Raw genomic sequence first — 22,199 nt, forward strand, 5'->3', positions numbered from 1 at the left:
CATTTGTCGGCTTTTCCTACATATCGTGGCGGTTTTTCTTTGTAGCTTTGTAAGTCTTCGACGCATTTCTTACAGGCGAGCTTTCTTATGAAGTCTATTCAGTGTTTTGGTTTGAATGTGATAACCCGCAGCCTCAGAGCATCCTTGCTGCTGCTTTGGGCGGCTCCGGTTTGGGCGCAAACCATTGTCGATGGCAAGTTGAACATCGATGCTTCGACCGCGCCCGACAGTTACCTGGTCAGAGCCGGGGGGCAATTGAATGCCACTGGCGCCACCACCCAGCGCATCAGGGCAAACGCAGGCACTGAGTTGAACCTGCAAGGCACCACGGTCGATGGGGGAACATTGGAAGGCGTGACGCTCATTTCGGCAAACGGGACTATCAGCGGTAACAGTTCCATACGCGCCGACCTGTTCGGGTTGAGCCTTGCTCGTCAAGGGGTGGTGGGCTCAACGGTGACAGTCAGTGACAGCCGTATTGAAGGGGGACAGGGGGGGGCGTCACTGAGTGCCGGCTCTGCACTGGTGCTGGAAAACAGTTCACTGGTCAGCAATGGCAACTCGGGGGCGGCGCAATTGTTCGGTAACGCCAGTCTGATTGCCAGCGGCAGCACCATCAGTGGGGCACGCACCGGTCTGGAGATTCTGGGCGACCCAGATTTTGCCGATGCGGCCACGGTAAGCCTGGTTGGGTCTCATGTCGAAGGCCTGGACGGTTCTGCAATCGTCGTAGGCGATGCTTTACTGGGGCCTGCGAGTGCCAATATCCAGGTCGGAGCGGGTTCGACCCTCACGGGCAGCAACGGTACCCTGCTGGAAGTGGTGGGCAACTCCACGGCGAACCTGAGCGTCGACAACGCTCAACTGGTAGGGGATGTACGTGCCGAAGAAGGCTCGACCGCGAATGTGAGCCTGGATAACCATGCCAGTCTGACCGGCCGCCTGGAAAATGTGGCAAGCCTGACGCTGGCCAATCAGGGGCGTTGGACCATGGTCGAGGACAGCCAGGTCGACAACCTGCAGATGAACGGCGGGGAGGTACGCTTCGGTGAAGCCAATCAGTACCAGCGTTTGACCCTGGGTAGTTTGGCGGGGAGCGGCACGCTCATCATGGACGCCAATTTCGCGAACGGGCAAACCGACTTCCTGGAAGTGACCGGGAATGCCAGCGGTAATCATAGCTTGCTGGTCGGTAGTAGCGGCGCCGAGCCGACCGCGCCGAATTCATTGCACCTGGTCCACATCGAGAGTGGCGATGCTTCGTTCTCGTTGCTCAACGGGCCGGTGGACCTAGGCGCGTTTTCCTATGCCTTGGCACAGCGTGGCAACGATTGGTTCCTTGATGGTTCGAGCAAGGTCATCAGCCCTGGCACCGCATCGGTGCTGGCGTTGTTCAATACTGCGCCGACGGTCTGGTACGGTGAGTTGACCAGCTTGCGTGGGCGCATGGGCGAATTGCGCCTGGACGAGCGCAAGACAGGGGCCTGGGCCAGAGCTTATGGCAACCAGTACAACGTCGGCGAGCAGGCAGGTTACAAGCAGACGCAACAAGGGTTTTCCCTGGGGGCGGACACGCCATTGCCTTGGGGCGACGGGCAGTGGTTGGCGGGGGTCATGGCCGGGCACAGTTCGTCCGATCTCAACCTGACCCGTGGCGGTTCTGCCGAAGTCAAAAGCTACTACCTCGGCCTGTATGCCACTTGGCTCGATGCAGATAGCGGCTATTACTTCGATGGCGTGGTCAAACTCAACCGCTTCGACAACGATTCAAAGGTGACTCTGAGCGATGGCGAGCGTGCCAAGGGCAGCTACGACAACCTGGGTGTCGGTGGATCTGTAGAGTTCGGCCGTCATATCGCCTTGGGCGACGGTTATTTCGTCGAGCCATATACACAGTGGTCGGCAGTGAGCATCGCGGGCAAGGACTACAGCCTGGACAACGGTCTCAAGGCACACGGTGACGACACCCGATCACTGCTGGGCAAGGCCGGCGCCACCCTGGGGCGTACGTTCGACCTGGATGAGGGGCGTTTCGCCCAGCCCTATCTTCGCGTCGCGTATGCCCATGAATTCGTGAGCGATAATCAGGTGAAGGTCAATGACCATCGTTTCGACAATGACCTGGCCGGTTCGCGTGGTGAACTGGGGGTCGGAATAGCGGTGGCGCTGGACGAGCGCCTGCAAATGCATGCCGATTTCGATTACAGCAACGGTGAGCGGATCGAGCAACCGTGGGGTGCGAATATCGGCGTGAGCTATCGCTGGTAACGTTGGCAAGGGTGAGCGAGTGCTCACCCTTGGCGTTTTGGTTTTGGAGGAAGGCATCATGCCTATGGATTCATCACACGGCGCCAATTTTCTCGACCCTCCTTCGACACCAGCGGCGTTGGAGGACATCCCGGATGGCGCGCCTGGGTTGTTGCCGGTTGCAACGCTGGGCCTTCCCTTGCGGATCGAGGTTCTAATGTGGCCGATTTCCAATCCTGGGCCCGGTGGCAACCGGGAAACTCTCTCTCTTTTCTGGAATGGCGACTTCATTGATGACAAGACCTGGTACGCCGAGATCGATCCTGCTGAGTTGTTCATCGATGTACCGGCCGACTACCTGCTCAAGGAAGGCGAGGTTCTGGTTACCTATTGCGTTCGGGGCTATAACGGAATGAAGACTGAATCCAGGGCCCTGACCTTGACCATCGATCGCACTGCACCGATTCTGGGAGGAGACAGAGGACGGCTTGAATTTCCTGACCTGGGCTCACAGCCGGTAACTGACAAGTTTCTCAAGGACCATGGCGAAGTGTTGCGGGCGAGCGTGCCGGACTATCAGGGATTCATGCCGGGCGACACGATCGTCTACTACTGGGATGACGAGCCGCTGGACAACACCCAGGTAGGCGAACGCACCTTGACCGCTGCGGATGCCGGCCAGCCGGTGCTCATTGAATATGACGGCAAGATGATCCGGGAGCGCGGTGATGGTGGCCGCTATGCGCAGTATCTGCTGCGTGATCGTGCCGGAAACACCAGCATGACGTCTGTGCCCAAGGCCGTCACCGTCGATGCCAAACCTGTACCTCGTGTATTGCCCTGGCCTGAAGTGCCGCTGGCGGCTGGCAGTCAGGAGCAGGTGGTTCTGCAACTGAGCGACATGTATGAGCCACTGGAAATACGGATACCCGATTCGGCTGTCATTCATCCGGGCGAGCCGTTCACGGTGGAATGGGCACCTGGATTTTTCGGTGAGCAGTTGCTGCCGGGTGTGGAGGGGGGGCGTCGCTACTGCATTGGCGAGCGTCACGTAGTTGCCATGAGCGGCAAGACGGTACCGCTGCGTTACAAGGTAGACGCAAGCGATGGCCCTTGGGTATCGGCTGTCAGGCAGGTCATGGTACAGCCGTTTCCACGCAACATGATGACTATCCCAAAGCTATCGGGTACCGAAGGTAATACCTTCTCATTGAAGGAGCAGGCGCAGAATCCTGCGATTACCCTGGCGCCCTGGAAACTGATCGGTCTGGACCAGAGGGTTCGCATCGACGTTACTGGGGTATCCGCTGAGGGTGCCGGTAGTGCTCTGCCAGTCATGCACGATCATGCGATCACCGAGGAAGAGGTGACCTCAGGGATCGGTGCAAACGGTGATGTAACAGTGCCACTGACATTCTTGGGCAGTTTGCAGCTGGGGCAGCAATTCTCGGTAGAGGTGAGGGTCAGTTTCGACGCCGGCCAAACCTGGCCGGACTTGCCGAATTTCGAGCCGCTACATATCACCTTGCAGCCTTGAGAGTCAGTGGCTGCCGGATGACGGCAGTAGAGGCACCATAGTCGTTGAGGGTATTGAAAGTTACCTGCAGCCCTTGCAGCCTGCGGATTTGCGTCAGCCGGTAGGACTGTTGGGCGAAAGGAAGTGCCATGGCCATGGCGCTGGGTTTTTCCGATTGCCCGGCACCACTGACTTCCAGTTGGTCGAAAGTGAAGTGAAATGGTGTCGGGTTGTCGACCACCAGATACAGGGCGTCATCGCGTTGCTGCAGAAACCAGTTCAGTTGCTTGACGTTATCCTGCGGCAAGCCCTTGAGTTGGGTGGGGCGATAGAACAGCTTGATGCGGGTACGCATGGCGACGTTCAACTGGTTCCGGCCAGACGTTTCCTGCTGCGGAATTTCCTGGACATTGAAGAAGAACAGCGACTCACGGTCTTGCGGAAGGTCGTTGGGCAGTCGGTTGATCTGCACCAGTTGGTCTTTGCCAGGGTCCAGGCGGAACAGCACCGGGGTTGGCACCAACGGTACGGCGGTGAGTGTATCGTCCGCCTGGGTATTGACCCACGTCTGCACGGCGAAAGGCCTGTTGGTCGGGTTGGCGACCACGACCGAAGAGCTGCGAGCGTCGCTGGCGTGAATCACCCGGGTAGCGTTGATGGTCAGCGCGGCTTCGGCGGCTGGCAGTGAAAGGGCCAGGCACAGAGGGAGCAGGGCGCGTCGGAGGCGTTGGTATCCAGTGTTAGACATGATTTGCACAGGGCGTTGTGAAGTAGGGGCCGCGCCGCGCTCGGCGCGGCCAGGGGGCTATTTCAGGTCGAACACGAAAGGAATCGTGGCGTTGACTGGCCCGGCGGTGACAACGGCTGCGGTCGAGCGCAGGTTGGCGTAGAACAGCATGTTGCTTTCGCCGGTGTCGTTCAGGTCATATTCCTTGGATTCGGCTCCCCAAGGGATGATGGCGCCGGTGTTGTCCTTGATTGCCAGCGCTACGCCAGCGGCGCTGCCAGGGTGCAGTGCATGCAGAGCGTCGCCCGTGCCTGCCGGGCCGTCTTTGCCAGCGAAGGATACGACACCTTTCTTGCCGGTCGGGTCGCAACCGGTTCCGGCAGTGATGCTAATGCCAAAGCCCAGAGGGGTCGACTCTTTGTCAATGGCGCCCGTGAGCTTGGAAGCTTCAGCCTCAGGCAACACGATTGGGTTCAGTGTCGCACCGCTATAAGGGTCGACAATCTCGATGGAGCAGGTGTTGCCGTTGACTTTGCCGGTGAAGAGGATGGTGTCGCTGTCTGGCAAGGCATGGGCCGTACTGGCGGCCACGGCCAAGCCGAGGGCGATCAAGGTCTTTTTCATTGGAAATACCCGTTGGTCAGTTTTGAGTCCTGGTCAGCGCTGGTCAGCAATTGCAGGGCCGCATGCAGGTTAAGCAGGCCGGCACCGAGCGTCTGTAAGGCGAATCAACATGAGCACGGGGGATTGCGGTTGGCTACAGCGTCAAGTCGCGCCTCGATCAGGCGCGACTGTCGAGGTGGTCAGTGGCTGGCAGAGTCGCCTGGTAACGAGAGCAGTTGTTTTTCCTGGTGCCAGTCGAACGGCTCGTCGTTCTGCTCCGCTTCGTAGCGGCGCTCTTCAAGGCGCTGGTACAGGTCCAGCTCCTCGTCAGGCATGTAGTGCAGGCAGTCTCCCCCGAAGAACCACAGCAGGTCGCGTGGTACCAGGTGCGCGATTTGCGGGTAGCGCTGGATCACCTGGCAGATCAGGTCCTGGCCCAGATATTGGCTTTCCAGCGGATTCTGCGGCAGCAGGCTCAGCAGTTCGTCGAAACGCTCGAGGAACAGGGCGTGGCTTTCCTCTGGTACCTGCTCGGCGTCACCCAGGGCCACCAGGATGGTACGCAGGTGGTTAAGCAGTTGCAGGTGATATTCCAGGTGGGGGTTGGCCATTGGGGCGGTCCTCGGGGTGGTTGAAACGGGGGCGGAGTATACGCGGGTTACAGAAGGGGCCGCAAAACGGCCCCCTGGCTCAGCGTACCTTGCCTGGTTCGGGCAGCAACTGTGTCTTGTCGAAGGCATCCACATCGATCACTGCCCGCCGGGCGTGCTCTGCCTCCTGCAGTCGTTGCCCCTCACCAGGCTGTAGCGCACCGCTTTCCACTGCCGCATCGATTATCGACTGCCCCGTTGCAGGCCGAACCTTGCCTTCCTTGATAGCCTGGTGCAGTGCCTTGTGCAGTGGGGCCGCCCCATCCAGCAAGTCGGCGGCCCGCTGTAGTGCCGCTACCGGGTCGCCTTCGGCCTGCGGGCGGAAGCAACCTGCAAGCAGCTCCTCCAGGGCTGGGTCGCCCTTGCTGCGACCGATCAACGCCGCCACTTCGGCATCCAGTTCATCGCTTGGGCCGGTGTGGCGGCGGCCGAAGGGGAACACCAGCACGCGCAACGCACAGCCGACAAAGCGGTTGGGGAAATTGTCGAGCAACCGATCCAGGGCTGTTTCTGCCTGGCCCAGGCTTTCTTCCATCGCCCAGCGCAGCAAAGGTTGCATATGTTCCGGTGAGCCCAGGTCGTGATATCGCTTGAGCGCAGCGCTGCCCAGGTACAAGTAACTCAGCACATCCCCCAGCCTTGCGCTCAGCCGTTCGCGGCGTTTCAGTGCGCCGCCCAGCAACATCATCGACAGGTCAGCCAGCATGGCGAAGGCCGCTGCCTGGCGGTTGAGTGCACGGAAGTAGCCTTGGCTCAGGGCATCGCCGGGCACGGATTCCAGTCGCCCCAGCCCCAGGCTGAGTATCAGTGTGCTGGCCGCATTGCCGGCGGCGAACATGATGTGTTTCATCAGCAGGTCATCGAATTCCCTCAATGCCTGGTCACCGTCCTCGCGCCCGGCCAAAGCCATTTCCTTGAGCACGAACGGATGGCAGCGGATGGCGCCCTGGCCGAAGATCATCAGGTTGCGCGAAAGAATGTTGGCGCCTTCGACGGTGATGAAGATCGGCGCGCCTTGCCAGTTGCGCCCCAGGTAGTTGTTCGGGCCCATGATGATGCCCTTGCCGCCATGCACATCCATGGCGTGCTGGATGCACTCGCGGCCACGCTCGGTGAGGTGGTACTTGAGGATCGCCGACAGCACCGAAGGTTTTTCGCCCAGGTCCACGGCCTTGGCGGTCAGCAGCCGCGCGCTGTCCATCAGCCAGGCATTGCCGCCGATGCGTGCCAGCGACTCCTGGATGCCTTCGAAGGCGGCCAACGGAACATTGAACTGTTCGCGGATATTGGCATATTGGCCGGTGACCAGGCTGGTGTATTTGGCAGCGCCAGTGCCTACGGCCGGCAGGGAGATGGAGCGGCCTACCGACAGGCAGTTCATCAGCATCATCCAGCCCTTGCCGAGCATGGCCTGGCCACCGATGAGGAAATCCAGCGGCACGAATACGTCCTTGCCGCTGTTGGGGCCGTTCATGAACGCGGCGCCCAGTGGCAGGTGGCGTTTGCCGATTTCGACGCCGGGCGTGTCGGTAGGGATCAGCGCCAGGCTGATACCCAGATCTTCCTGCTCGCCGAGCAGGTGGTCCGGGTCGTAGGCCTTGAACGCCAGGCCCAGCAGGGTGGCGACGGGCCCGAGGGTGATATAGCGCTTTTCCCAGTTCAGGCGCAGGCCGATGACCTCTTCGCCGTTCCATTGCCCCTTGCAGACCACGCCGGTGTCAGGCATGGCGCCTGCGTCGGAGCCGGCCAGCGGGCCGGTGAGGGCGAAGCAGGGGATTTCATCGCCACGCGCCAGGCGTGGCAGGTAGTGGTTGCGTTGTTCGTCGGTGCCGTAATGCAGCAGCAGCTCGGCCGGGCCGAGCGAGTTGGGCACCATCACGGTAGAAGCCAGGTCGCCGCTGCGGGTGGCCAGTTTCATCGCCACCTGGGAGTGGGCGTATGCCGAAAAGCCTTTGCCGCCGTACTCCTTGGGAATTATCAGGGCGAAAAAGCCATTCTGCTTGATATGTGCCCAGGCATCGGCCGGCAGGTCCATGTCCTGGCCGATCTGCCAGTCGCTGACCATGGCGCACAGTTGTTCCGTCGGGCCGTCGATGAAGGCCTGTTCTTCTTCGGTCAGCTGCGGAGCCGGGTAGGCGAGCAGGGTGCGCCAATCGGGACGGCCGCTGAACAGTTCGCCGTCCCACCATACGGTGCCTGCGTCGATCGCCTCGCGCTCGGTCTGCGACATAGGAGGCAGGGTGCGCTGGAACCAGTTGAACACGGGGCCTGTGAATACCTTGCGGCGCCATTCCGGCAGCGCCACCAGGGCGACTTTCAGGGCCAGCACTATCCAGATCAGTGTCAGCAGCCAGCCGGGAGCACTGCTGAAAATGCCCATCAGCAGTACATAAGCCGCCATGATGCCAAGAATCTGCAAGGGCGCCAGGCGCCGGTGCGTGAGGTACGCCGCGCCGATCACCAGCACTACCAACCACAACAGCAACATAATCGGTCCTCCTTGGAACCAGGGGGGTAAGCCGTCCCAGACAGCTTAGACGCAACGCTGCGAACGGCCGGGTCAGAACAGTGACAGGGTATGGCGGTGGGAGTTTCAGTCCGGTGTTTGTCTGTACCGGCCTCTTCGCGGGTGAACCCGCTCCCACAGGTACTGCATCACTCTCAGGTCTGGCGCAGAACCCTGTAGGAGCGGGTTTACCCGCGAAGAGGCCGGTACAGGCGACGAAAGTCTGGAGTAGACTGCACCACCTCCGCATTCATAAGGACGTTGCCATGCTGAAGATCTGGGGCCGCAAGAATTCGAGCAATGTGCGCAAGGCGCTATGGATCGCCCACGAACTGGGCCTGGATTTCGAGTCGATCGACGCCGGCGGCGCCTTCGGCGTGGTCAACGAGCCGCACTACCGTGCCCGCAACCCCAACGGCCTGGTGCCGATGCTGGAAGACGGCGACCTGACCCTGTGGGAGTCCAATACCATCGTCCGCTACCTGTGCGCCGAGTACGGTGCGGAGCAGGGCTGGTACCTGGACGACCCGCGTCAGCGCGCCCTGGCGGACAAGTGGATGGACTGGACCACCTCGTCCTTCGCCACGCCATTCCGCCCACTGTTCTGGGGCCTGTTGCGCACCCCGGAAGACCAGCGCGACTGGGTGGCGATCAACGCTGCGCACAAGCAATGCGCCCAGCTGCTGGCCATTGCCGACGAGGCCCTGGCCAAACAGCCGTACCTTTCCGGTGACCAGATCGGCATGGGCGACATCCCACTGGGCAGCTTCATCTATGCCTGGTTCGAAATGCCCATCGAGCGCCCGGCCATGCGTCACCTGGAGGCCTGGTACGAGCGCCTCAAGGCCCGTCCTGCCTACCAGGCAGCGGTAATGACTGCGCTGACCTGATCGAACACCACGGCCACTTCGATAGTCATTATCAATACACATGACTGTACTTGTGCGGCCAGGCCAAGCACCATTGGCCGCACTCACTGCGCCAGTGCCTTTACCTGGCGTGTCCTGCACCTTTTTCTCGGTAAGTGACCCGCTATGAGTTCCGCCCTGTCCATCCGACAGCTGACCAAGACCTACGGCAACGGCTTCCAGGCCCTCAAGGGCATCGATCTGGATGTTGCCGAAGGCGACTTCTTCGCCTTGCTCGGCCCCAACGGCGCGGGCAAGTCCACCACCATCGGCATCCTCTCCACCCTGGTCAACAAGACCAGCGGCACGGTCAACGTGTTCGGCCACGATCTGGACCGCGAGCCGTCGGCGCTCAAGCGTTGCCTGGGCGTGGTGCCGCAGGAGTTCAACTTCAACCAGTTCGAGAAAACCTTCGACATCGTCGTGACCCAGGCCGGTTACTACGGCATCCCGCCCAAGGTGGCCAAGGAGCGTGCCGAGCAGTACCTGACCCAGCTCGGCCTGTGGGACAAGCGTGACGTGCAGTCGCGTTCGCTGTCGGGGGGCATGAAGCGCCGCCTGATGATTGCCCGCGCGCTGATCCACGAGCCGCGCCTGCTGATTCTCGATGAGCCCACCGCCGGTGTGGACATCGAACTGCGCCGTTCGATGTGGAGCTTCCTCACCGAGCTGAACCAGAAGGGCATCACCATCATCCTCACCACCCACTACCTGGAAGAGGCCGAGCAGCTGTGCCGTAACATCGGCATCATCGACCACGGCACCATCGTCGAGAACACCAGCATGCGCCAGTTGCTGGGCAAGCTGCATGTCGAAACCTTCGTCCTCGACCTCAGGCAGGACCTGGCCACTGCACCGGTGCTGCAGGGCTACCCGTGCCGGTTGCTGACCCCGCACACCCTGGAAGTGCAGGTGGACAAGGACATCGGCATCACTGCGCTGTTCGGCCAGCTGGCGCTGCAGAACATCGAGGTGCAGAGCCTGCGCAACAAGACCAACCGACTCGAGGAGCTGTTCGTGTCCCTGGTGGAAAAAAACCTGTCGAAGGTGGCCGTATGAGTGTGGAACTGCGCACCAACTGGGTCGCCCTGAACACCATCGTCTACCGCGAAGTGCGGCGCTTCCTGCGTATCTGGCCGCAGACCCTGCTGCCGCCGGCGATCACCATGGTCCTGTACTTCGTCATCTTCGGTAACCTGATCGGCCGGCAGATCGGCGACATGGGTGGCTTCACCTACATGGAATACATCGTGCCGGGGCTGATCATGATGTCGGTGATCACCAACTCCTACGGCAACGTGGTGTCGAGCTTCTTCGGCAGCAAGTTCCAGCGCTCCATCGAAGAGCTGATGGTGTCGCCGGTATCGCCACACACCATCCTCGTCGGTTATGTGCTGGGTGGCGTGCTGCGTGGCTTGGCGGTGGGCGTGATCGTGACTTTCCTGTCGCTGTTCTTCACCCACCTGCAGGTGCACCACCTGGGCGTGACCGTGGTCGTGGTGCTGCTGACCGCCACCATCTTCTCGCTGCTGGGCTTCGTCAACGCGGTGTTCGCGCGCAACTTCGACGACATCTCGATCATCCCGACCTTCGTGCTGACGCCGCTGACCTACCTGGGCGGGGTGTTCTATTCGATCAACCTGCTGCCGCCGTTCTGGCAGACCGTGTCGTTGGCCAACCCGGTGCTGCACATGGTCAACTCGTTCCGCTACGGCATCCTAGGGGTGTCGGATATCAGCATTGGCACGGCGATTACCTTCATGCTGGTCGCCACCGCGGTGCTCTACCTGGTGTGCGTTCGCCTGCTGGTCAGCGGCCGCGGCATGCGTGCCTGAAGCCTTGCACCGGCATTGGCGCAGACGCCACTGCCGGCCCACCCACCAGCGCCAGTAGAGCATGGTGGTGAAGTAGCCAAGGATGCCCAGCACCACACCGCACACTACCGAGCCGAGCAGGAAGGGTTGCCACAGCGTCGACAACTGGTCGGTGATCCACTGGAAAGTCAGTTCGTCGGGCAGGGTGCGCGGCGGTACCTGCATCAGCCAGGCGCCGGTCATGTAAGTGACGAAGAACACCGGTGGCATGGTCAGCGGGTTGGTCAGCCAAACCAGGCTGACCGCGATCGGCAGGTTGCCGCGTAGCGGAATGGCCAGCGCGGCAGCCAGCAGCATTTGCGCCGGCATCGGGATCAGCGCCGCGAACAGGCCAACGCCCATTGCCCTCGCCACCGAATGGCGGTTCAGGTGCCAGAGGTTCGGGTCATGCAGCAACTTGCCGAAAAAGCGTAAGGACTTGTGTTCCCGAATACTGGTCGGGTCCGGCATGTAGCGTTTGAAAAGTCGGCGCGGCATGTAGGCTCCCGGAGCGTTGATCCGGGCAGTATGCCCTGATTCCCGCTCAGTCTCGTTTAGAGTTTGTGACAATTGTTGAGCAAGCACTGGCGGCAATTGGGCTATGCCTCAGAAGGTGATTTCGCTTCTGGAGCTCTACTTCATGCGCACAGGGATGTTTGCGCTCGCGCTCGGGCTGTTGTGCCTGGGCTTTCTCCCCGCATTGCCATCTGTCGGATGGCTAGTGCTGCTGGCTGTAGCCGGTGGCCTCGGCCTGTTCACGCGGCTGTGGCCGCTGGGCTGTTTTCTGTTGGGCCTGTGTTGGGCCTGCTGGTCTGCGCAGCAGGCCCTGGATGACCGCCTGGCCACCGGGCTGGATGGTCGCACCTTGTGGCTTGAGGGCCGGGTGGTCGGCCTGCCGACCCGGACTGCGCAGGGTGTGCGCTTCGAGCTGGACGCGGCCCGCTCGCGGCGGGCAGAGCTGCCGCAGCGCCTGCAACTGAGCTGGTTCGACGGCCCGCCGCTGCGCGCGGGCGAGCAGTGGCGGCTGGCGGTGACCTTGCAGCGCCCGGCCGGGCTGCTCAACCCGCATGGGCCGGACCGTGAGGCGCAATTGCTGGCGCGGCGGGTCGGTGCGACCGGTACGGTCAAGGCCGGGCAGTTGCTGGCGCCGGTTGCCGGCGGCTGGCGCGACACGCTGCGCCAGCGCCTGCTGGCAGTGGACGCCAATGGCCGGCAGGCAGCGTTGGTGGCGCTGGTGCTTGGCGACGGCGCGGGCCTGGCCCGGGAGGACTGGCAAACGTTGCAGGCCACCGGCACGGTGCACCTGCTGGTGATCTCCGGCCAGCACATCGGCTTGGTTGCCGGCTTGCTGTATGGCCTGGTTGCCGGGCTGGCGCGTTGGGGGCTGTGGCCCGCTCGTCTGCCGTGGCTGCCCTGGGCGTGTGGCTTGGCCATGGCTGCTGCACTGGCCTACGGTTGGTTGGCTGGTGGCGGTGTACCGGTGCAGCGTGCCTGCCTGATGCTGGCCGTGGTGTTGCTCTGGCGCCTGCGTTTTCGCCAACTGGGTGCGACCTTGCCGTTGTTGCTGGCGCTGGTTGCCGTACTGTTGCTGGAACCGTTGGCCGCGCTGCTGCCCGGGTTCTGGCTATCGTTCGCGGCCGTGGCCACGCTTGTCTATTGCTTCAGTGCCCGCCTGGGCAACTGGCGGCCCTGGCAGGCCTGGACGCGGGCGCAATGGGTGATTGCGATCGGCTTGTTGCCGGTACTGCTGGCTACGGGCTTGCCGGTGAGCTTGAGTGCGCCGCTGGCCAACCTTGTTGCGGTGCCGTGGGTCAGCTTGGCAGTGCTGCCATTGGCGTTGCTGGGCACTTTGCTGCTGCCGTTGGGCGGGGTAGGGGAGGCGCTGCTCTGGCTGGCGGGTGGTTTGCTTGATGTGCTTTTCCGGCTGCTGGCGCTGGCGGCCCAGCAGCCGGCGTGGCTGCCACCAGCCGTGCCGTTGTGGGCCTGGCTGCTGGTGTGCCTGGGTGCGCTGCTGGTTTTGATGCCCCGTGGCGTACCACTGCGCGGGTTGGGTGGCGTAATGCTGCTGGCGCTGTGGGTACCCCGGGAGACGGTGCCGTTCGGCCAGGTCGAGGTCTGGCAGCTGGACGTCGGCCAGGGGCTGGCGGTGCTGTTGCGCACTCGGCATCACAACCTGCTGTACGACGCCGGGCCGGCCAGGGGAGAGAGCGACCTGGGCGAGCGGGTGGTGTTGCCGACCTTGCGCAAGCTGGGGGTGGGCAGCCTGGACTTGATGCTGGTCAGCCACGCCCATGCCGACCACGCCGGTGGTGCTGGTGCAATCATACGTGGCCTGCCGGTCAAGCGGGTAATCGGCGGCGAAGTGCTGGATGAAATGCGACTGCAACCTTGTGCCAGTGGCGAGCAATGGACGTGGGATGGCGTGCGCTTTTCGCTGTGGCGCTGGGCTGATGGACAGAGCAGCAATGACCGCTCCTGTGCGTTGCTGGTCGAGGCGCAGGGTGAGCGGTTGTTGCTGGCGGGAGATATGGAAGCCGGTGCCGAACGGGCCTGGCTGGCGGCCACAGAAGCGCCGCGGATCGACTGGCTGCAGTCGCCGCACCATGGCAGCCGCAGTTCGTCCAGCGAGGCCTTCATCCGCGCCACGGCGCCGCGCGGGGTACTGATTTCGCGCGGGCGCAACAACAGCTTCGGGCACCCGCATGCGCAGGTGGTCGAACGTTATCGGCGGCATGGGGTGGTGATGCATGACACGGCGGAGCAGGGGGCGTTGCGGTTGGTGCTGGGGAGGCTGGGGGAAGTCGAGAGTGTGCGCCGACAGCGGCGTTTCTGGAGGGATGCGGGCGGTGGCTGAGCAGGCCCTTTCGCGGGTAAACCCACACAGGGACGGCGTCGCACTTGAGATCACGCGGTACCTGTGGGAGCGGGCATGCCCGCGAACACCGGCAAAGCCGGTGCCATCCACCGCGTCGTCTTTTTCGCGGGCGCGCCCGCTCCCACAGGTACTGCGCTGGCTTCGAATTGACGCTGAACCTGTGGGAGCGGGTTCACCCGCGAAAGGGCCAGTTCAGCCACCCGACAGCTCAAGGTTGAAACCGGGGTAGGCCAATTCCCTGACCTCCGGCAGATGAGCCCCCGGCGCGCCTATGGTAGAGTGGCGGCCTTTTTCCGAAGGGGCGTTTACTGTGTGGGAATTGGTCAAGTCCGGTGGTTGGATGATGCTGCCGATCATTCTGAGCTCCATCGCTGCCATGGCTATCGTCGTCGAGCGCCTGTGGACCCTGCGCGTCAGTCGCGTCACCCCGCCGCACCTGCTCGGCCAGGTGTGGATATGGATCAAGGACAAGCAGCTGACCAGTGACAAGCTCAAGGCCCTGCGTGCTGATTCGCCATTGGGCGAGATCCTTGCCGCCGGCCTGGCCAACTCGCGCCATGGTCGCGAAATCATGAAGGAATGCATCGAGGAGGCCGCCTCGCGCGTCATCCACGAACTGGAACGCTACATCAGCACCCTCGGCACCATCGCCGCCATGGCCCCGCTGCTGGGCCTGCTGGGCACCGTGCTGGGCATGATCGACATCTTCAGCGCCTTCATGGGCTCGCAGATGACCGCCAACGCCGCAGTGCTGGCCGGTGGTATCTCCAAGGCCCTGGTCACCACCGCGGCCGGCCTGATGGTCGGTATCCCGGCGGTATTCTTCCACCGCTTCCTGCTGCGCCGTATCGATGAGTTGGTGGTGGGCATGGAGCAGGAAGCGATCAAGCTGGTGGAAGTGATCCAGGGCGACCGCGAAGTGGAAGTGGCCGGAGGCAAGGCGTGAAGTTCCGGCGCAATCGCCAGCGGGAGAACGTCGACATCAACCTGGCGTCGCTGATCGACGTGGTGTTCGTCCTGCTGCTGTTCTTCGTGGTCACCACCACCTTCACCCGCGAGACCCAGCTGCGCGTCGAGCTGCCCGAAGCCGCCAGCGCCGAGCCGGCGGCGCTCGACCAGGGCAAACTGGTGGAAATCACCATCAGCGCCGAAGGCGTGTACTCGGTGAACAACCACCTGCTGCCCAAAAGCGACCTGGCCACCCTGAGCGAAGCGATCGAGCGTGAGTCGGGCGGCGACAACAAGCTGCCGCTGGCCATCAGCGCCGACGGCAAGACCCCGCACCAGGCCGTGGTCACTGCGATGGATGCCGCCGGCAAGCTCGGTTTCAGCCAGTTGCGCATGACCACTGTCGAGGCGGCCCAGGGCACACCTTGATGGCCTTCGCCGACCGTCTGCTCGCCGCCTGGTACGCCGGGCACCCGGCCCTGGCGCTGCTGCGCCCGCTGGAGGCACTGTATCGCCGCGTGGTCACGCGCAAGCGGGCGCGTTTTCTCAGCGGCGAAAGTGCCAGCTACCGGGCCCCGGTGCCGGTCATCGTGGTGGGTAACATTACCGTGGGTGGTACCGGCAAGACGCCGATGATCCTCTGGCTGATTGAGCACTGCCGCAAGCAGGGGTTGAAGGTGGGCGTGGTCAGCCGTGGCTATGGCGCCAAACCGCCGCAGCTACCCTGGCGCGTGCAGCCCGATCAGGCGGCTGGGCAGGCCGGCGACGAACCGCTGCTGATCGTGCAGCGCACCGGCGTGCCGCTGATGATCGACCCCGACCGCTCCCGCGCCGTGCAGGCATTACTGGCCAGTGAACCCCTCGACCTGATCCTGTGTGACGACGGCATGCAGCACTATCGCCTGGCGCGCGACCTGGAGCTGGTGCTGATCGATGCCGCCCGCGGCCTGGGCAATGGCCGCTGCCTGCCGGCGGGGCCGTTGCGTGAGCCCGCCGAGCGCCTGCACGAGGCTGATGCAGTGCTGTTCAACGGCGCCAGCGCAGACCGCGCCGATGGCTTCGGCTTCCGCCTGCAGCCGTCCGCCCTGGTCAACCTGCGCAGTGGCGAGCGCCGTGCGCTTGACCATTTTCCCGCAGGCCAACGCCTGCACGCGGTGGCCGGTATCGGCAACCCGCAACGTTTCTTCAATACCCTGCTGGGGCTAAACTGGCAGCCGGTGCCGCATCCCTTTGCCGACCATGCGCAGTTCAGCGCCCGGAGCCTGGCCTTCAGCCCGCCGCTGCCGCTGGTCATGACCGAGAAGGATGCGGTGAAATGCCGGGCCTTCGCCGCTGACGACTGGTGGTACCTGGCCGTCGAGGCGCAGCCCACGCCGGCTTTCAGCGCCTGGTTCGACAACCAGTTGCAACGCTTGCTGCGCAAGCCCTGAGCCCTTTTTCAATTCCCGGCCACCTGGCCTAAAGGAAGCCTCAAATGGACACCAAACTGCTCGATATCCTGGCCTGCCCGATCACCAAGGGCCCGCTCAAGCTCAGTGCCGACAAGACCGAGCTGATCAGCAAGGGCGCCGGCCTGGCCTACCCGATCCGCGACGGCATCCCGGTCATGCTGGAAAGCGAGGCGCGCACCCTGACTGATGAAGAGCGTCTGGACAAATGAGCCTGGATTTCACCGTGGTGATCCCCGCCCGTCTGCGCTCCACACGACTGCCGGGCAAGCCATTGCTGCTGATCGCTGGCAAGCCGATGGTGCAGCACGTGTGGGAACAGGCCCGCAAGAGCGGCGCGGGCCGCGTAGTCATCGCCACCGATGACGCCAGCATTCTGGAGGCCTGTCAGGCCTTCGGAGCTGAAGTGCTGATGACCCGTGCTGACCATGAGTCCGGCACCGATCGCCTGGCCGAAGTGGTCGCACACCTGGGGCTGCCGGCCGATGCCATCGTGGTCAACGTACAGGGCGACGAGCCGCTGATCCCGCCGGTGATCATCGACCAGGTGGCAGCCAACCTGGCGGCGCATCCGGAAGCCGGCATCTCCACTCTGGCCGAACCGATCCATGAGCCGGAAACCGTGTTCAACCCCAATGCGGTCAAGGTGGTCAGCGACAAGAATGGCCTCGCCCTGGCCTTCAGCCGTGCGCCGCTGCCCTGGGCCCGCGATGCTTTTGCCAAGGACCGCAACCTGTTGCCAGAAGGCGTGCCATATCGCCGCCACATCGGCATGTACGCGTACCGCGTCGGCTTCCTGCAGGACTTCGTCAGTTGGGGCCCATGCTGGCTTGAGCAAACCGAAGCGCTGGAGCAACTGCGTGCCCTGTGGCATGGCGTGCGCATCCACGTCGAAGACGCCATCGAGGCGCCTGCCGTGGGCGTGGATACCCCTGAAGACCTGGAGCGCGTACGGCGCTTGCTGGAGGCCTGATGCGCGTCCTGTTCGTCTGCCTTGGCAATATCTGTCGCTCGCCCACCGCCGAAGGCGTGCTGCGCCATCAATTGCAGGCTGCCGGGCTTGCCGACCGGGTGCATGTAGCCTCGGCCGGCACCGGCGACTGGCACGTCGGCAAGGCGCCCGACAGCCGCACCTGCAAGGCAGCGCTGGCGCGTGGCTATGACCTCTCGCAGCAACGCGCCCAGCAGGTCAAGGCGGCGCACTTTGCCGAATATGACCTGATCCTGGCCATGGACGAAAGCAACCTCGGCCATTTGCGTGCGATGCGCCCGCACACGGCAGTGGGCGAGCTCGACCTGTTCCTGCGCCGTTATGGCGCAGCGCTGGATGAAGTGCCGGACCCGTACTACGGTGGCGCCGACGGCTTCGAGCAGGTGCTCGACCTGGTTGAAGCGGCGTGCCAGGCGCTGGTCCTGGAAATCAAGGGGCGGCTATGACAGTGCAGTGGCAGGAGCAGGTATCGCTCAAGCCGTACAACACCTTTGGCATCGACGTGAAGGCGCGGTATTTCACCCAGGCACATGATGACCAGGAGGTGCGCCTGGCGCTGGCCCAGGCGCGGCAAGGCGGCGTGCCGGTGCTGGTGATTGGCGGTGGCAGCAACCTGCTGCTGACCCGCGATATCGATGCGCTGGTGCTGCATATGGCCAGCCGTGGTCGGCGCGTGCTCAGCGACGATGGCGAACGTATCGTGGTCGAGGCCGAGGCCGGTGAGCCGTGGCACCCGTTCGTGCAGTGGACACTGGCGCAGGGCTATTGCGGGCTGGAGAACCTCAGCCTGATCCCTGGCACCGTGGGCGCCGCGCCGATGCAGAACGTGGGCGCCTATGGCGTGGAGATCAAGGACGTATTTGTCGGCTTGACCGCCCTGGACCGCGAGACCGGCGAGTTGCGTGACTTCGGCCTGGCTGAATGTGCCTTCGGGTATCGCGACAGCCTGTTCAAGCGCAACCCTGGGCGTTGGTTGATCCTGCGTGTGCGCTTTGCCTTGAGCCGTACGCTACAGGCTCACCTGGACTACGGCCCGGTGCGCCAGCGCCTGGCGGAACAGGGCGTGACCGAGCCGACCGCGCAGGCGATCAGCGAGGCGATCTGCAGCATTCGCCGCGAGAAGCTCCCAGACCCGGCAGAGCTGGGTAATGCCGGGAGCTTCTTCAAGAACCCGGTGGTCTCGGCGGAGCTGGTCGAGCGTATCCGTGCGCAGTACCCGGGAGTGGTGGCGTATCCGCAGGCCGATGGCCAGGTGAAGCTGGCGGCAGGCTGGTTGATCGAGCAGGCTGGCTGGAAGGGCCACCGCGAGGGGGATGCGGGGGTGCATCGTTTGCAGTCGTTGGTGCTGGTCAACTACGGCCAGGCGAGCGGGGCGCAGATGCATGCACTGGCGCGGCGGATCCAGGCCGATATCCTCGAGCGGTTCGGGGTCGAGCTGGAGATGGAGCCTAACCTCTACTGATTCAGTGCCTGGGCTGGCCCTTTCGCGGCTGAAGCCGCTCCCACAGGGACTTCATAGGGCCTGAGGGTGGTGGGCACTGTAGGAGCGGGTTTACCCGCGAAGAGGCCGGTACAGGAAAAACGCCCAGCCAAGAAAAAGCCCCGCCAGTGCGAACTGGCGGGGCTTTTTCATTCAGCCTTGGCTATCAACCGTGATGAGGCTTTTGCTCATCGCTGGCTTCCAGGGCTGGCTCCTCGGTGGCTGCGGCAGCTTCCTGTGCGGCCTTGGCGGCAGCCTCGGCCTCACGCTTGCGGCGACGCACTTCACGCGGGTCGTTCGGCGCACGGCCGTTGGCCAGCATGACAGTGGCAGGTTCCACCGCCGCAGGGGCTTCGACCGGTGCAGGCTCGACCGCCACTGGGGCAGGCTCGGCCACCACTTCTGGCTGGGCTTCGACAACCGGGGCAGGTTGCTCGGCAACCGGAGCGGCTTCGATCACGGCCGGGGCCTGCTCGATTTCACCGGCCTCGACGGCAGGCGCTTCTACCGGTGCTTCGGCAACCACTACCGGTTCGGCAGCAGGTGCTTCGTCGACCACTGGTTGCGGAGCGATTTCGACCACTGGCTCGGCAGTTGCCTCGACCACGGCTACAGGCTCGCTGACCGGCTGCTCGACCACTGGGGCCTCGGCCACTTCTTCAGCCTTGGCGGCAGCTTCGATCTGCTCGAACTTCTCAGCCTGCTCGACCTGCTGGGCGACTTCGGCGGTGGCAAGCTCGGCCTGCTGGTTGGCCTGGGCTTCGGCGTCGGCACTGATGTTGCTGCTGGCGACAGCGGCAGTCACGGCCAGGCCGGCGGCCAGTTCGGCACCCAGCTCGGTGGCCTGGTGCTGTTGTGGCTGCTCTTCGCTGCCTTCTTCCTCGCTGCCATCGATCAGCTCGCCGTTGGCGTTGCGCTGACGCTCACGACGGTTGCTGCGACGACGCTGGCCACGGGAACGGCGGCGCGGGCGCTCGCCATCGGTGCCTTCCTGTTCGTCCTGCAGCAGCTCTTCGTTCGGCAGTTGCTCTTCGGCCAGCTCGGCAGCCTGCTCGGCGGCTTCTTCGGCTACGCGTGGCTGACGTTCTTCGCGTGGTGGGCGAGGGGCGCGTTCTTCGCGTGGAGCACGTTCTTCACGAGGTGCGCGCTCTTCACGAGGAGCACGTTCTTCGCGAGGTGCGCGTTCTTCACGTGGAGCACGTTCTTCACGAGGTGCGCGCTCTTCACGTGGTGCGCGTTCCTCGCGAGGTGCACGCTCTTCACGCGGGGTACGTTCTTCACGGGCTACACGTTCCTCGCGCTGCTGACGTTCTTCACGCTCGGCAGGGGTGGCGTCCAGTGGCTCGCGCAGTTCGCGCACGCGCTCTTCGCCACGGTTGCCGCGGCGGTCTTCGCGTGGCTGGCGTGGAGCACGCTCTTCGCGTGGAGCACGTTCTTCACGCGGTGCACGCTCTTCGCGTGGGGCGCGTTCTTCACGTGGTGCACGCTCTTCGCGTGGGGCGCGTTCTTCACGTGGTGCGCGTTCTTCGCGCGGGGCACGTTCTTCACGAGGTGCGCGCTCGGCACGTTCTTCACGCGGCTTGCGTTCTTCGTCGCGACGGCCGTTGCGGTTGCGGCTTTGCTGGCGGCCGTTGCGGCGTTCTTCGTTGCGTGGGCTGCGCTCGGCGGCCGGCTTCTCGGCGGCAGTGACAACCGGCGCTGCGGCAGGCTCTTCCTTGCCGGCGAACAGGCTTACCAGCGACTTCACCAGGCCCTTGAACAGGCTTGGCTCCGGAGCGACCGGGGCAGGGGCGACCGGTGCGGCAGGCTGCGGTTCTTCGACAGTGGCCGGTACCGGCGCGTTGGCGCGGGCCGGGGCGGTCTTGACTGCGGCTTCCTGGCGAACCAGGGTGCGGGTGGCGGTCGGCTGCGGCGCTTCTTCGGCTTCGGCGGCGGCGATCTCGTAGCTGGACTGGTTGCTCAGCACTTCCGGATTGTCGTCGCGCAGGCGCTGTACTTCGAAGTGAGGAGTTTCCAGGTGATCGTTCGGCAGGATGATGATGCGCGCACGGGTGCGCAGTTCGATCTTGGTGATCGAGTTGCGCTTCTCGTTGAGCAGGAAGGCAGCCACCGGGATCGGCACCTGGGCGCGAACTTCGGCGGTGCGGTCCTTCAGGGCTTCTTCTTCGATCAGGCGCAGGATGGCCAGCGACAGCGATTCGACGTCACGGATGATGCCGGTGCCGGAGCAGCGTGGGCAGACGATGCCGCTGCTTTCGCCCAGCGAAGGGCGCAGGCGCTGACGGGACATTTCCAGCAGGCCGAAGCGCGAGATGCGGCCGACCTGGACGCGGGCGCGGTCGGCTTCCAGGCACTCGCGAACACGTTCTTCGACGGCGCGCTGGTTTTTCGCCGGGGTCATGTCGATGAAGTCGATGACGATCAGGCCACCGATGTCACGCAGGCGCAGCTGGCGGGCGATTTCCTCGGCCGCTTCCAGGTTGGTCTGCAGGGCGGTTTCTTCGATGTCGCTGCCTTTGGTGGCACGCGCCGAGTTGATGTCGATCGACACCAGGGCTTCGGTCGGGTCGATCACGATCGAACCGCCGGACGGCAGGTCGACCACGCGCTGGAAGGCGGTCTCGATCTGGCTTTCGATCTGGAAGCGGTTGAACAGCGGCACGCTGTCTTCGTACAGCTTGACCTTGCTGGCGTACTGCGGCATGACCTGGCGGATGAAGGTCAGGGCTTCTTCCTGGGCATCGATGCTGTCGATCAGCACTTCGCCGATGTCCTGGCGCAGGTAGTCGCGGATGGCGCGAATGATGACGTTGCTTTCCTGGTAGATCAGGAATGGCGCGGCGCGGTCCTGGGACGCTTCCTTGATGGCGGTCCACAGTTGCAGCAGGTAGTCGAGGTCCCACTGCATTTCTTCGCTGCTGCGGCCAAGGCCGGCAGTACGCACGATCAGGCCCATGTCGCCCGGCACGGTCAGGCCGTTCAGGGCTTCACGCAGTTCGTTGCGCTCTTCGCCTTCGATGCGGCGGGAGATGCCACCGGCGCGCGGGTTGTTCGGCATCAGCACCAGGTAGCGGCCGGCCAGGCTGATGAAGGTGGTGAGGGCGGCGCCTTTGTTGCCACGCTCTTCCTTCTCGACCTGGACGATGACTTCCTGGCCTTCGCTCAGTACTTCCTTGATGTTGACCCGCCCTTCGGGGGCTTTCTTGAAGTATTCGCGGGAGATTTCTTTCAGCGGCAGGAAGCCGTGACGTTCGGAGCCGAAGTCGACGAAGGCGGCTTCGAGGCTGGGTTCGATGCGGGTGATCTTGCCTTTGTAGATGTTGGCCTTTTTCTGCTCGCGCGCGCCGGACTCGATGTCCAGGTCGTAGAGACGTTGGCCGTCCACCAGGGCTACACGCAACTCTTCGGGTTGAGTCGCGTTAATCAGCATTCTTTTCATGTTGTACC

The 22,199-nt window shown here is 63.5% G+C and carries 18 protein-coding genes and 1 pseudogene; 13 read left to right on the plus strand and 6 right to left on the minus strand.

Annotated features, from left to right (window positions below):
• Positions 1-87 precede the first annotated feature (87 nt).
• Both QN085_RS07270 and QN085_RS07275 read left to right on the plus strand, forming a co-directional pair.
• A complete protein-coding gene (locus QN085_RS07270) occupies positions 88-2,268 on the plus strand; it encodes an autotransporter outer membrane beta-barrel domain-containing protein (protein WP_285690209.1) in 2,181 nt (726 codons plus the stop codon).
• 58 nt (positions 2,269-2,326) lie between these two features.
• Positions 2,327-3,784 (plus strand): hypothetical protein, encoded by a 1,458-nt coding sequence (locus tag QN085_RS07275; RefSeq protein WP_285690212.1) that lies wholly within the window; start codon positions 2,327-2,329, stop codon positions 3,782-3,784.
• Here the strand turns inward: QN085_RS07275 and QN085_RS07280 are convergent.
• The 4 genes from QN085_RS07280 to QN085_RS07295 all read right to left on the minus strand — a co-directional run bounded on the left by QN085_RS07280 (position 3,768) and on the right by QN085_RS07295 (position 8,231).
• Positions 3,768-4,511: a fimbrial biogenesis chaperone gene (locus tag QN085_RS07280; protein ID WP_031324438.1), complete on the minus strand. Its 744-nt coding sequence runs from the start codon at positions 4,509-4,511 to the stop codon at positions 3,768-3,770. The genes QN085_RS07275 and QN085_RS07280 overlap by 17 nt on opposite strands.
• Before the next feature lie 57 nt (positions 4,512-4,568).
• A complete protein-coding gene (locus QN085_RS07285) occupies positions 4,569-5,114 on the minus strand; it encodes a fimbrial protein (RefSeq protein ID WP_013971556.1) in 546 nt (181 codons plus the stop codon).
• A gap of 179 nt (positions 5,115-5,293) precedes the next feature.
• On the minus strand, positions 5,294-5,704 hold the full coding sequence (locus QN085_RS07290; RefSeq protein ID WP_013971557.1) for a PA2817 family protein: 411 nt from the start codon (positions 5,702-5,704) through the stop codon (positions 5,294-5,296).
• Positions 5,705-5,783: 79 nt separating this feature from the next.
• Positions 5,784-8,231, minus strand: coding sequence for an acyl-CoA dehydrogenase (locus tag QN085_RS07295; protein WP_285690217.1), 2,448 nt, complete (start codon positions 8,229-8,231; stop codon positions 5,784-5,786).
• A 284-nt stretch (positions 8,232-8,515) separates the two neighbouring features.
• Between QN085_RS07295 and QN085_RS07300 the strand changes: the two genes are divergently transcribed.
• The 3 genes from QN085_RS07300 to QN085_RS07310 all read left to right on the plus strand — a co-directional run bounded on the left by QN085_RS07300 (position 8,516) and on the right by QN085_RS07310 (position 10,992).
• Positions 8,516-9,139: a glutathione S-transferase gene (locus QN085_RS07300; RefSeq protein WP_024086519.1), complete on the plus strand. Its 624-nt coding sequence runs from the start codon at positions 8,516-8,518 to the stop codon at positions 9,137-9,139.
• 144 nt (positions 9,140-9,283) lie between these two features.
• Positions 9,284-10,216 carry an ABC transporter ATP-binding protein gene (locus QN085_RS07305; RefSeq protein ID WP_013971560.1) on the plus strand — a complete coding sequence of 311 codons (933 nt, stop codon included), beginning with the start codon at positions 9,284-9,286 and terminating at the stop codon, positions 10,214-10,216.
• Positions 10,213-10,992, plus strand: a complete 780-nt coding sequence (locus QN085_RS07310; protein ID WP_003260104.1) for an ABC transporter permease — start codon at positions 10,213-10,215, stop codon at positions 10,990-10,992. The genes QN085_RS07305 and QN085_RS07310 overlap by 4 nt, the downstream gene beginning before the upstream one ends.
• Before the next feature lie 9 nt (positions 10,993-11,001).
• Here QN085_RS07310 and QN085_RS07315 read toward each other — a convergent pair.
• Positions 11,002-11,508 (minus strand): annotated as a pseudogene (locus tag QN085_RS07315) (DUF2062 domain-containing protein); the annotation flags it as partial.
• A gap of 142 nt (positions 11,509-11,650) precedes the next feature.
• Between QN085_RS07315 and QN085_RS07320 the strand changes: the two are divergent.
• The 8 genes from QN085_RS07320 (at position 11,651) to murB (ending at position 18,734) form a co-directional block, all read left to right on the plus strand.
• Positions 11,651-13,864, plus strand: coding sequence for a DNA internalization-related competence protein ComEC/Rec2 (locus tag QN085_RS07320; RefSeq protein ID WP_024086520.1), 2,214 nt, complete (start codon positions 11,651-11,653; stop codon positions 13,862-13,864).
• A 331-nt stretch (positions 13,865-14,195) separates the two neighbouring features.
• Positions 14,196-14,831, plus strand: a complete 636-nt coding sequence (pocA, locus tag QN085_RS07325; protein WP_003259970.1) for a flagellar polar localization protein PocA — start codon at positions 14,196-14,198, stop codon at positions 14,829-14,831.
• Positions 14,828-15,262, plus strand: a complete 435-nt coding sequence (pocB, locus tag QN085_RS07330; protein WP_023662669.1) for a flagellar polar localization protein PocB — start codon at positions 14,828-14,830, stop codon at positions 15,260-15,262. The genes pocA and pocB overlap by 4 nt, the downstream gene beginning before the upstream one ends.
• Entirely contained in the window at positions 15,262-16,263 is a 1,002-nt protein-coding gene (lpxK, locus tag QN085_RS07335; RefSeq protein ID WP_196184115.1) for a tetraacyldisaccharide 4'-kinase, read from the plus strand. The genes pocB and lpxK overlap by 1 nt, the downstream gene beginning before the upstream one ends.
• A gap of 44 nt (positions 16,264-16,307) precedes the next feature.
• Positions 16,308-16,493, plus strand: coding sequence for a Trm112 family protein (locus QN085_RS07340; protein WP_011532874.1), 186 nt, complete (start codon positions 16,308-16,310; stop codon positions 16,491-16,493).
• Positions 16,490-17,254, plus strand: coding sequence for a 3-deoxy-manno-octulosonate cytidylyltransferase (gene kdsB, locus QN085_RS07345; protein WP_013971566.1), 765 nt, complete (start codon positions 16,490-16,492; stop codon positions 17,252-17,254). The genes QN085_RS07340 and kdsB overlap by 4 nt, the downstream gene beginning before the upstream one ends.
• Positions 17,254-17,718, plus strand: coding sequence for a low molecular weight protein-tyrosine-phosphatase (locus QN085_RS07350; protein ID WP_003259973.1), 465 nt, complete (start codon positions 17,254-17,256; stop codon positions 17,716-17,718). Before kdsB ends, QN085_RS07350 begins: the two co-directional genes overlap by 1 nt.
• Positions 17,715-18,734, plus strand: coding sequence for a UDP-N-acetylmuramate dehydrogenase (gene murB / locus QN085_RS07355; RefSeq protein ID WP_023662429.1), 1,020 nt, complete (start codon positions 17,715-17,717; stop codon positions 18,732-18,734). The genes QN085_RS07350 and murB overlap by 4 nt, the downstream gene beginning before the upstream one ends.
• Positions 18,735-18,918: 184 nt before the next feature.
• Here murB and rne read toward each other — a convergent pair whose 3' ends face one another.
• Positions 18,919-22,191, minus strand: a complete 3,273-nt coding sequence (gene rne / locus QN085_RS07360; protein ID WP_024086521.1) for a ribonuclease E — start codon at positions 22,189-22,191, stop codon at positions 18,919-18,921.
• Positions 22,192-22,199 lie beyond the last annotated feature (8 nt).

The sequence above is a fragment of the Pseudomonas sp. M2(2023) genome (genome assembly GCF_030263955.1).
In the GTDB taxonomy this organism is placed as follows: Bacteria; Pseudomonadota; Gammaproteobacteria; order Pseudomonadales; family Pseudomonadaceae; genus Aquipseudomonas; species Aquipseudomonas asiatica.